This window comes from Pseudomonas sp. FW305-3-2-15-C-LB1 (genome assembly GCF_058787615.1).
Map to the genome: position 1 here is coordinate 98,317 of NZ_JBYSZX010000019.1, position 11,889 is coordinate 110,205.

Here is an 11,889-nt window from a genome sequence, read left to right on the forward strand (position 1 = left end):
ACTGCCATCGCTGGCAAGCCAGCTCCCACAGTTGATTGGGTTTCAAGTTGAGATGGGGGTAGTGACTCAGTCCGCAATCACCACAATCGACACCCGCCGATTCTCCGTACGCCCTGCCGCCGTATCGTTGGACGCCACCGGCTCGCTGCTGCCCAACCCGCGCAGCTGGATATTTTCTTCTTTCATGCCCACGCCGGTCAGCACCGTCGCCACGCTTTTCGCCCGGCGCAGGGACAGTTGCTGGTTGTAGGTTTCCTTGCCCGACGCATCGGTGTGGCCATCAACGCGCACGCGCTCGATGCCGACACCCAGCAAGGCCTTGCCGATGCGTTGGACGATGTCGGTGCTGGGTTGGTTGAGCGTCTCGACGTCGCTGCCAAACAGCACTTTACCGGACAGGCCGAAGGCCCAGCCTTCGTCGGTCAGTTCGAAGCCTTGCTGCTTGAGGACCGCGACTTGTGCCGGGGTGAGGCCTTTGGGTGGAGCGGTCTGGCAGCCGCCAAGGGCGAGCAGGGCCACCAGCAAGGTGATAAACATGAAACGCGCGGTCGTGAACAAGGGGTCAACTCCTGTGTTGAACGTTGACGACGGAATTCTCCGACTCCGCCGTTTGCTGGCCGCCCGAGGACAAACGCTTGGCCTGGTACATCGCCGCGTCGGCGGCATTGAGCAAGGTGCCGGGTGTGGCGCCATGATCAGGGTAGATGGCGATACCGATACTGAGTGAGGTCAACACCTGGGTGTTGCCGGGCACCGGAATCGGCAGGTCCATGCTGGCGATGATTTTGTCGGCGATGCGCTCGGCGTCTTCCACCTTGTGCAGCGGCGCCAGCAGGATGGCGAACTCGTCACCGCCCAGGCGCGCGACCAGGTCATCCTCACGCAGTTGCGCACGCACGCGCTCGGCCACCGCTACGAGAACGGCATCGCCGGCGGCGTGGCCAAAGCTGTCGTTGATCTCTTTGAAACGGTCGCTGTCGAGGTAGAGCACCGCCAGTTGTTCCTTGGCCTTGGCCGCACTGCGCAGGGCACGGATCAGACGGCCTTCGAAGTACGCACGGTTAGGCAGGCCGGTGAGGCTGTCGTGATTGGCCTGGTGGGCGAGGGATTCGTTTTCGCTTTGCAGATGGTTTTGCCAGGCTTCCATCTCGCCGAGCAAAGCGTTGAAGTCGCTGCCCAGGCTGTCCAACTCGGCGATTCGCGCCGGCGGCACACGGCGATCGAAGTCGCGTTCGCTGCGGGCGGCGTGGGCCACGGCGGCGAGGCTTTGCAGTGGGCCGGTGATACCGCGCAATAAGCGTCGCGCCAGGTGCAGAGCGATCCACGCGCTGAGCGCGGTACAGATGAGGATCCCGGCCAGGCCACTGAGCAGGAAACGCAGCAGGCTACCGCCGTGACCGGTGAGGTGAGTGCTGCCGATGACTCGCCCTTGGTGGAGGATAGGCTGGCTGATGGGTTGTTCGAGCAGGGTGTGCGCCAGCTCCAGTTCAACTCGCGAGAGCATGCCGGTATCCGGACGTATCCACTGCGCCAGCAACTTGCCATTGGCGTCGAAGACTTCGGCCTGGGCCACTTCTTCGGTGGAGGCGATCAGGCTGAGCGCTTCAGTGGCTGCCGCGCTGTCGTTGAACACCACTGCCGCTTCCACGGTGTAGTTGATGGAGCGCGCGATCAGGTGCAGGTTGTGTTCGGCATACACCCGCAGCGCCAGCACACCCAGCAGGGTCAGCGAGATGCTGGCCAGGGTCACCGCCACCAGAGCCAGGATCAGGTGCCCCCTGCCGATGACCGAGCGCAGGGTAGGTCGCACTTTGGTGACAGTCATGGCGCAGGCGCTCGCCGACGGGACAACTGCAGCACGCTGGGGTGAATGCGCACGCCGCTGCGCGCCACGGAGTCGAGGTTGACCTCGAAGGACACTTGCTCATCACTCACCCGCAGGCAGAACAGGCTGCCCACGGTGCACTGGTCGCCGCCTTCGCTGATGCTCAGCACCGGGTGACCGATCAACGAGGTAAACAACTGGCTACGCTCATCGGCACTCAGTTTGCCGATGTACACCGCATCGCACGCGTTGACGATATCGGGATGGTTGGCCAGCAGGCGCTGCACCACCACCGGACGACCGGTGGCCTGGGTGGTGCCTTTGATCAGGTCGTCGGTGTATTGGGTCGGGCCGACGACGCACAGGCGCAATTGCGCAGGCTCGACCGGCCAGCGCGCATAACTGAGGATACCGAGTACCACCTGAGTGACCGCTTGGGCGCGCTGGGCGGCAAGATCAGCGGGGTCGGGAGCCTGGGCGAAGGCGCGCGGCGCGAGTACGCACAGCAACGCCACCAGCAGCATGCGTCTCCAGCTCAAACTGCGCTCTGTGGGCGAGACAGCCACGTTCATGCAGCGATTCTCTCAGGTGTTTTTTAGATGATGCCGCAACGATAGCACAGCGGCGCAAAACCCCGCGAAGAGTAGGTCTTCACGGGGGCCGCTATTTTTCCAGAAAAATCAGTCGACTGAATCAGAAAAATGGCATGACCTGTCAGTCAGTTTTTTCCGGTTCGTGGCCCAATTCCAGCATCAGCCCACTCAAGCGCTTGACCTTGCGCCTGACCGCCTCTTCAAACACACCACCTCGGGGCTCGATCAGGCTGAACCAGCGCTTGGCCCGCGTGATGCCGGTATAGATCAATTCTTTGGTGAGCACGGGGTTCAACGCATCCGGCAGAATCAATGCGGTGTGGGTGAACTCGGAGCCCTGGGATTTGTGCACGGTCATGGCGTAAACAGTTTCCACATCATTCAGACGGCTAGGCAGCACAAATCGCACACCGCCCTGGCCATCGTTGCGTGGGAAGGCCACGCGCAACACCTGGGGGCCGCCGTCGCTTTCGGGCAATTTGAGGGCGATGCCGATATCGCCGTTCATCAGACCAAGACCGTAATCGTTGCGGGTCATCAGCACCGGGCGGCCTTCGTACCATTGCTCGTCGCCTTCGATCAAACGTACCTTGCGCAGGGCAGCAGTGATGCGCAGGTTCAGGCCTTCCACGCCCCAGGGGCCTTTGCGTACCGCGCAGAGCAGTTGGAACGCATCGAAGGCCTGCAGCAGTTGTTGCGCCCAGTGGGTCCAGGCGTCGCTTTCCCGTGGGGTATCAAGTGACGGGCGGGCGCTGTGCAGCAGGTTGAGGTAATAGCGATAACCGTGGGCGCCATCACCCTGCCCGTCCAGCACCAGACGCTCCAGGGCGTGGTCGTGCTCGCCCTTCAGGCTGACGCAGAACAGATCATCGTGACTGCGCGCCGCCAGCAGCTTGCGCGCCTCTTCGGCATTTTGCTGGTTGACCCAACGCGCCAGTTGACCGATGCCACTGCCCTCGCCGAAACGCCGCGAGTAACGCAGCATCACCACTTGTTGGGCCAATGGGTGGCTGGCGTCGAGGTCTTCCTGCAGGCCGCTGGCACTGAGGTCTTCGCCGCTGACCGCTTGCAACCATTGGCGGGTCTCGGTGCTGTAGAAGCCGGCTTCGGCGTCGCGACACAAGTCACCGAGCACTGCACCCGCCTCTACCGACGCGAGTTGGTCCTTGTCGCCCAGCAGCACCAGGCGTGCATGGGGCGGCAAGGCGTCGAGTAGGTTGGCCATCATTTCCAGGTCGATCATCGAGGCTTCGTCCACGACCAACACATCCAGGGGCAATGGGTTGCCAATGTGATGCCGGAAGTGCCGCGTGCCCGGGCGACTGCCCAGCAGGCGGTGGACAGTGGTGACCTGGGTCGGGATTTTTTCCTTCACGTTGTCCGGCACTTTCAGCGACAGCACTTGCTGGCTGATGGACTCGGTGAGGCGTGCGGCAGCCTTGCCGGTCGGTGCGGCCAGGCGAATGCGCAACGGACTGCCGGCTTCCACGGCGGGCGCCTGTAACAGCGCGAGCAGGCGCACCACGGTGGTGGTCTTGCCAGTGCCAGGGCCGCCGGTGACGATGCTGAATGCGCCGCGAGTGGCCAAGGCACAGGCGAGTTTTTGCCAGTCGATCACGCCGTCGGGCGGCGGTTGGTCAAACAAACGACTCAGGCGCTGCGGCAGATCGGCGGCGACGTTTTCCTGGGTGGCGAGCCTTAGACGCAAGGCGGTATCGATGCGCCGCTCGTAGGTCCAGTAGCGGCGCAGATACAGGCGTTTGCCGGATAGGACCAACGGACGGCTTTGGGCGGACTCGCTGCCATCGATGGCCAGGGCGACCAGATGGCTGGCGGCGAGCGCGTGGCACCAGTGGGCGCCGTCGAGGCCGTCGAGCAACTGCGATGGCAGCAGCATGGCGCCGGTTTGCAGGTCGCCTTCAGGCGGCAGCGAAAGGGCGAAATCGGGCGCCTTGAGGGTTTCGAACAAATCGAGGCAGACGTGACCATGACCCAATTGATGGCTGGTCAGCGCGGCGGCCAGCAGCACCAGCGGGTCAGCCTGTGGATCGAGCTCGTGCAGGAAGCCGACGAAGGCTTTGTCCAGGGCACGCAACCAGCCACGCTCCACCCAACGCGCCAGCAATTGCACCAGGTCGGCGGCGCGGCTGAGAGGGGTCAGCTCCTCCAGCGGTAATGGCGACAGGCTCATAACAACACTCCTTGTTCCCAGGCGGGCTCAACCCTGGGCGGGATCGGCTTGCCCTGGAACAGCAGGTCCAGGCCTTCGATCAGCTCTCGTGGCGGCCGGGTGAAATACGCCCCCTGGCTCGCGGACTGCGTACCACGCAGGAAAATGTACAGCGCACCGCCGATATGGCGGTCGTAGTCGTAGTCCGGCAGGCGCGCCTTGAGTTGGCGGTGCAGGGCCAGCAGGTAAAGTACGTATTGCAGGTCGTACCGATGCTCGAGGATCGACTGTTCCATGGCGTCCGGGGTGTAGGCCGAATCGTCGGGGCCAAGCCAGTTGGATTTGTAATCGGCGACGTAATAGTGTCCGTCGTGTTCGAAGGTCAAATCGATAAAGCCCTTGAACATGCCGTTGAGCAGCACCGGTTCGGCGGCGACGCGGGAGACGCCGTTATGGGTGTATTGGCACACCAGTTTGTCGAGGGCGAGTACGTCGACTTTGTGGCTGGCGAACCAGAACTCCATTTCAATCTGGTACTGCTGCAACCGGCTGAGGGAAACGTGACCGTTTTCCACCGGCAATGGTGTTTGCAGCAGGTGGCCGAGCCAACTGCCGAGGGTGGTGATCCAGCCCTCCCAGTTGCGCCGATTGCAGCGGGCGCCCACGGCTTTTTCGATCGCCTCGGGTGTGACGTTGAAGCCCTCCTCCCCGGCCCACTCCAGCAGCCCGTGGAGAAAGGTCCCGGGGTTGGGCCCACGTGGGAAGCGGTGAATGTCACCGCCGGACGCCGCCACTTCGCGGGGTGCGTCGGGGTCGAGGCGTTCGTCATCGAACAGCTTTTGGGCCTGTGGGCTCTCCGGCGCTTCGAGCGTGGCAGCGCTCATGCTGTCGCCGATGCGCAAGGCGCTGTAGGAGGCAATCCACCAGTTTTCCGCCGCCTTGCGCTTGGGCAGCAGGGGCGCGCGCAGCGTGGCTTGGTTGCGCGGTGGGTGGAAGAGGATGTCTTGCGCTTCGGGCACTTGGGCGTAGTTGATTGCCGTGCAACCTTCTTGAAGGTCCAAGAGCCAGCGCGCCAAACCGGCGGACTCTCCCAGCGATGCGCCTGCGCCAAGCAAATAGCCCAGTGCCGAAAGGTGCAGTACGGAGCTGTTGCTGTTGCCGCGCTTGAGATCGGCAACGCCCAGCCAACACGCATGTTTGGCGCGGGTCAGGGCGACGTAGAACAGGCGCAGGTCTTCGGCGAGGCGCTCGTTGTCGGCCTGGGCGATCAGCTCGGGCGTTGGGCGCAGGCTGACCTGGGATTTGCCGTGTTCATCGTGGTAGTGCAGCGGCAAGCGGCTGCCGTCCACCGGTTTGGCCGAGCAGATGAACGGCAGGAAAACCAGGTCGTATTCCAGGCCTTTGGATTTGTGGATGGTCACGACCTTGACCAGTTGCTCATCACTTTCCAGGCGCAGGATCTGTTCTTCACCCGCCTGGCCCGAGAGCGCCAGGTGTTCGGCCAGGTGGCGGATCAGCGCTTGTTCGCCGTCCAGTTCCGAGGCCGCTTGTTGCAGCAGTTCGCTGAGGTGCAGCAGGTTGGTCAGCACACGCTCGCCATCACTGCGCGCGATCAGGGTTTGCGGCAGTTTGAAGTCGTGCAGCAGGCGCCGCAGCATCGGCAGCACGCCTTGGGTGCGCCAGATTGCGCGGTAACCACGGAACTGCATGACGCGGCTTTCCCACGCGAGTTCGTCCTGGTTCAGACGCTCCAGTTCCGGTAAAGACAGGTTCAGGGTGACGCAGGCCAAGGCGGCACGCAGAGGGCGCTCCACGTCCGGCTCGGCGCAGGCCTTGAGCCAGGCCAGCAGGTCGTGGGCTTCCTGGGCGGCGAACACCGAGTCCTTGTCGGACAGGTAAACGCTGCGCACACCACGGGCGGCCAATTCGGTGCGTACCGCCTGGGCTTCCTTGCCGTCGCGCACCAGGATGGCAATATCTGACGGCAGCACGCCTTTGAAGCTCGCGTCCGGTTGCAGGAAACCGGCCCTGCCCTGCTGGCCGCCGTTGAGCAATTCAACAATGTGCGTGGCACAGGCCGCCGCCAGCTGCTGACGATACAGCACGTTGGAAATCGGCTGGTCGGTGGGCAAGTGCCAGAGGTTCAATGCCGGCAACGTTTGCCCATCGACCTGCAAGTGTTCCTTGCGGCCTTGGGACAGCACCGAGTGGAACGGTACGGGGTTTTTGCCATCCGGCTCGCGGAACAGGAACGCACCCCGGCCCGTTTCCGCACGCTGGAACACATGGTTCACCGCCTCGACCATCGCATGGCTGGAGCGGAAGTTGGTACCCAAGGTGTGATGGCGGCCGGTGGTGGACTGGCGGGCGCGCAAGTAGGTGTAGATGTCGGCGCCACGGAAGGCGTAGATCGCCTGCTTGGGGTCGCCGATCAGGAACAGGCCGCTGTCGAGGTGGTTTTCTTCAATGCGGTAGATGCTGTCGAAGATGCTGTATTGCACCGGGTCGGTGTCCTGGAACTCGTCGATCAACGCCACCGGGAACTGCTCGCGGATCACGCTCGCCAGACGCTCGCCTCCCTCGGATTGCAGGGCGGCATTGAGGCGGATGAGCATGTCGTCGAAACCCATTTCGGCGCGTCGACGCTTTTCCTCTTCGAAGCGTTTGCCGACCCAACCGGCCGCGTGTTGCAACACGGCGGCGTCGGGCGTCGGCAAGGCATCCAGGGCAGCCTTGAGGCCGGCCATGGCATCGATACCGGGATGCTGCGGCGGCTCGCCCTTCCAGGCTTCGGCCATGCCGTCGGGTGTCAGGCGAGTGAAACCGGTGCCGATATCGAGTTGTTCGAGGGTGTCGTCAGCAGCCCACGCGCTGATCTTCTCGAACCAGGGCTCGAAGTAGCGGGCTTGCATCTTGCGGCCATCGACGGCCTTGGCCGCCACGGCTTGCAGGCAGATATCACGTAGCTCGGCGGCCCACTGCTGCCACGGTGCCTTGAGTTGCATCAGCGCTTCACGGCGTTCTTGGAGGCAGGCGTCGATCAGCTCGGCGGGCTCGCGGGTCTCTCCGACAGGCCGTTCGCTGCCGAACAGCGCACGGACTCGCGGCATCAACGCGGCAGGCCCGCCCCAGTTATTGCGCACCCAATTGAGCGCATCGTCATGCATCGGGTAGCAGAACAGCCGCCAGTAGTCGCGCAGCACCTCGCCGAGCAGATCGCTGTGGTCGGTTTCCAGAGTCTGGGTGAACAAGCTGCCACTGTCGAAGGCGTGCTCGCGCAGCATACGCTGGCACCAACTGTGGATGGTCGAAACGGCGGCTTCGTCCATCCATTGCGCAGCGATGTCCAGCCGGTTGGCGCAGGCCGGCCATTGGTCGGCGGGATATTCGTCACGCAGATCAGCGATAAGGGCGTCGGGCTGTTCAATTTCTGTGCGGAAAAAGCGTGCGGCTTCGGCCAGACGGATACGGATGCGTTCACGCAGCTCTTTGGTGGCGGCGTCGGTAAAGGTCACCACCAGGATTTGAGGCGGTAGCAGTTCGCGGCCAAAGCCAGACCCTTCACTACCGTGACCGAGGACAAGGCGCAGATAAAGGGCGGAGATAGTGAAGGTTTTGCCGGTGCCGGCGCTGGCTTCAATCAGCTGGCTGCCGTTGAGCGGGAAGGCCAGGGCCAAGGGTTTGTGGTTCATGCGCCGGCCTCCTCGCTTGTGAGTGATCGCCAGGGGGCGTTGAGCAGGGGGCGATAAAGGGTTTCGCACCAACCTTCGAATTCTTCGCTGGCAATAAGTGTGGCGTAGTCCGGGAATTGCCGGGTGAGCGCTGGGGTTTCGCGGCGCTCGCCTTCGTTATTGAGCCCGTCACCCTCGTAGGCTTTACCCGCGGCCACTTCGGCCTTGGCCGGGTCAGTTTGGCCGAGCCAGGCAAACGCGGTCTTGACGGCGATGGGCAACGGTTTGCTCATCCCGGTGTGCCAGGCGAGCAGCAAGTTGCAGAGAATTTCCTGGGCATTGGCTTGATCCAGCGGTGGCAGCAGCAGTGTGTCATCACTGGCCACCAAGCCGGTGCTTAACGGCAGACCGCAAGCGCAGGCAACCACGTGATTGACCCAGGGCCGAATCAGGCGATGCCACTTGCGGGTCTTGATCGAGCCGATGCTGTTGGGGATGGTGGTGACGCTGAGCAACCCACCATCACTGCGTCTATGCAGCCCGCTGATCCAGCCTTCCAACTGAATGCCGCGATGCTCAAAACTGATCGGTTCGGCGCCGGAGTGCGGGGTGGGCCAGAGGGCCAATAATTGTTGGTAGCGTCGCAGCAGATCGGGCAATGGCTCGATCAGTTCGTTGCGAAGGCACTCGCCGAAACCCACCATCGGCAACAGGCCACTGCTTTGCAGGCGCAAAGCCTGGACGTTCAACGCCTGGTCGAAGTGATCGGGTTCGGTGAGTGCTGCACTGAGCAGACTATCGCTCAGGCTGTAGCGTTGCAGTGCGTCGAGCACGAAGGGCTCTTCGTCGGCCAGCGGTACTTCGGCGGCCTCGAAGAATACTTTCAAGCGTTGGCTGAAGAAGTGTTTGACGGGGTTGCGCAGGAAGTCTTGTAGCTGGCCGAGGGTCAGGGGCTCGTCCTGTTGATGGGGCGCCAGGTCGTGTTCTGTCGGGGTGGTATCGGATGCTTCGTGGAGCAACTGCCATTCGCGCGCATAGCTGAACAGCGAATCGCCCTCATGGAAGTAGCGAGCGCTGAACGGTTGCAGCGGATGCTCCTGGGTCATGGCTTCGATCAGCGGCTCGTCACTGTCAGCGCAGTGCCAGCCACTGGCCAGATGGTCACGCAGTTGGCCGATTAACACCGAGGCCGGGCGATCGCTGTTGTCGCGGATGCTGCGGCCGACCCAACTGATATAGAGCTGGTCGCGGGCTGAAAGCAGCGCCTCGAGCAGCAAGTAGCGGTCGTCTTCGCGGCGTGAACGGTCGCCGGGGCGGTAGTCACTGCCCATCAGGTCGAAGTCCAACGGGGGCTGCGCGCGCGGGTAGTCACCATCGTTCATACCGAGCAGGCACACCAGCTTGAAAGGGATCGCACGCATAGGCATCAGGGTGCAGAAATTGACAGCCCCGGCGAGGAAGCGTTGGGACAGGCGCCCTTGGTCCAAACCCGCTAGCCAGGCTTCACGGACTACGGTGAGGGGTAAGTCGTCGTTAAGGCCGACGGACTCGCAGGTTTCCAGCCAGGTTTCTCTGAGTTGTTCTAGTTGGCCCAGCAGGTATTCGTCGTGTTCGCTACTCGGCAAGAAAAACAATTGCGTCAAGCGTTGCAGGCGTTCGCCCCACTCCTTCGCGGGAGCGGGTTGAGACAGGGCTTGGTGCGCATCGTTGAGTGCGTCGAGCACGGCGACCAGGGGGCCGATCAGGACAGCGTCGAGTCCACCGATTTCGTCATAGGGCTCGATACCGTCACACGCTGCACCTGTACCTACGGCGTAACCGAGCAACATGCGGCGCAGGCCGAAACGCCAACTGTTTTGTTCCAGCCCGGTTGGCAGGCCGAGGTCTGCACGTTGTTCGGCGTTGAGCCCCCAGCGGATGCCGGCGCCTTCTATCCAGCGGTGCAACGTGGGCAGGTCGCGCTCCTTGATGGCAAAGCGTTCGCGCAAGGCTGGAACATCAAGCAGATCTAGAATTTCGCTGACGGGAAAGCGGCTGTCGGGGAGTTTCAGCAGGTGTTCGACAGCGATCAGCAGAGGGTCGCGGCCGCGTTGGCCTTGGTCGGTCAGGGTGAAGGGGATGAAGCGTGGGTCATTGCGCTCGAGCTGCCCGAACACGGCGCGGATGTGCGGCGCATAGCTGTCGACGTCAGGGACCATGACAATAATATCCCGGGGGCGCAGCGTGGGGTCGGCGCTGAAGCGTTGGAGCAGTTGGTCGTGGAGGATTTCCACTTCGCGTTGGGCGCTGTGGGCGATGTGGAAGCGGATTGAGGTATCACGCTCCAGATCCACAGCGGGCCATAGTTCGCGGGTTTCATTGAGTGGGCGCAGTTCGAGGATATCGTCCTGGAGTTGATTGAGCAGTGTTGCCGGCTCGCTGTCGCTGAACAGGTCGATGCGGCCGTCGCGGAAAGCGGCGCGGTAGCTGTTGGGGTCGTCGTAGCTGTCCAGCAAGCTGATGTAGTCACGACCTTGCTTGCCCCAGGCCGCCAGTAACGGGTGGGCGTGCTGGTACAGGGTTTGTGGGTCGATGGTGACCGGCATGCCCGCTTTACGCGCCTGACGCTTGTATTCGTTACGCAGCAGGTCTTTGTCGGCGACGATGTCGGACCAATGGTGGCGGCAAGGGTTGTGCACACAGAGCAGGACTTGGCTGAAGCGCGCGAGGCCGGCGAGGGCCTCCAGCGCCTGGGCGGGCAACGAGGAGATGCCAAAAACGATGACGCGGGATGGCAGGCCCTCGGGCGCTTTTTCCAGTGTATTGATGCGCTCGATAAAACGTTGGTGAACGCCGGCGCGGCTTTCGGCCATGCCTTCTTCACCAACATCCAACAGCAGCGCGCGCCATAGTTCGGCTTGCCAGCAGTTGGCTGGGTTAAGGGGTTTGGATTCACCTCGACCGTTACGCAATTGGTGGCGGCCGGCGGCCCAATCTTCCAGCCAGTCGGCACGGTAGACCTGGTATTGGTCGAACAGGTCAGCCAGGCGCTCGGCGAGTTGGTAGCGTTTACGCAAGTCGGTGTCGTGGGTGAGAAAGCGCTGCAGCGGTTCGAAGTGCGGCTGATCGATAAGCTCCGGAAGCAGGCGCATCAGGCGCCAGGTCAGTGGGGCTTTATCGAGCAGGGATTTGGGCGGGATTTCGTCACGGCCCAGAACCATACGGTAGAGCTGCCACATGAAACTGCCAGGGAGCTGCACATCGATTGCCGCCGCGATGCCGCAACCGCCCATGTCGTCGTCTTCCGGGTCTTCGGCCAGAGCCAACTTGAGCCACTGGGCGATACCGTTGCTTTGTACCAGGGCGATTTCGTTTTCCAAGGGAGCCAAGGGGTACCGGCGCATCCAACTGACCACCAGGCTGCGAAGTTCGTCCAGGCGGTTGCCGTGAACCACCATGAATCCAGCACTGAGGGACGTCGCATCCGGCATAACGGCTTCCTTGGGAAAGGCAAAATCGAGGGTGCGACTTTAGCACTGTGGGCAGTTGTTGGCCGAATTGGGATGTTAGCTGTCTTTCCGACCGCCCAAAACAAAACCCCTGACTGCGTTAGCAATCAGGGGTTCTGGAATTTAATCTTGACGATGACCT

Annotated in this window: 6 protein-coding genes; all 6 read right to left on the reverse strand. The window is 62.6% G+C overall.

Going from position 1 to position 11,889, the window contains the following annotated elements; genetic code table 11:
* Positions 1–66: 66 nt before the first annotated feature.
* Positions 67–558, reverse strand: coding sequence for an outer membrane lipoprotein YfiB (yfiB, locus tag AC3WP7_RS26480; protein ID WP_172963344.1), 492 nt, complete (start codon positions 556–558; stop codon positions 67–69).
* A 4-nt stretch (positions 559–562) separates the two neighbouring features.
* On the reverse strand, positions 563–1,825 hold the full coding sequence (gene dgcN / locus AC3WP7_RS26485; protein ID WP_071489143.1) for a diguanylate cyclase DgcN/YfiN: 1,263 nt from the start codon (positions 1,823–1,825) through the stop codon (positions 563–565).
* Positions 1,822–2,397 carry a regulatory sequestration protein YfiR gene (gene yfiR / locus AC3WP7_RS26490; RefSeq protein WP_071489142.1) on the reverse strand — a complete coding sequence of 192 codons (576 nt, stop codon included), beginning with the start codon at positions 2,395–2,397 and terminating at the stop codon, positions 1,822–1,824. The genes dgcN and yfiR overlap by 4 nt, the downstream gene beginning before the upstream one ends.
* 142 nt (positions 2,398–2,539) lie before the next feature.
* Positions 2,540–4,609 carry an exodeoxyribonuclease V subunit alpha gene (gene recD / locus AC3WP7_RS26495; protein WP_102592541.1) on the reverse strand — a complete coding sequence of 690 codons (2,070 nt, stop codon included), beginning with the start codon at positions 4,607–4,609 and terminating at the stop codon, positions 2,540–2,542.
* Entirely contained in the window at positions 4,606–8,280 is a 3,675-nt protein-coding gene (gene recB / locus AC3WP7_RS26500) for an exodeoxyribonuclease V subunit beta (protein WP_102592540.1), read from the reverse strand. Before recB ends, recD begins: the two co-directional genes overlap by 4 nt.
* Positions 8,277–11,729 (reverse strand): exodeoxyribonuclease V subunit gamma, encoded by a 3,453-nt coding sequence (gene recC, locus AC3WP7_RS26505; RefSeq protein WP_102592539.1) that lies wholly within the window; start codon positions 11,727–11,729, stop codon positions 8,277–8,279. The genes recB and recC overlap by 4 nt, the downstream gene beginning before the upstream one ends.
* Between the last annotated feature and the right edge of the window lie 160 nt (positions 11,730–11,889).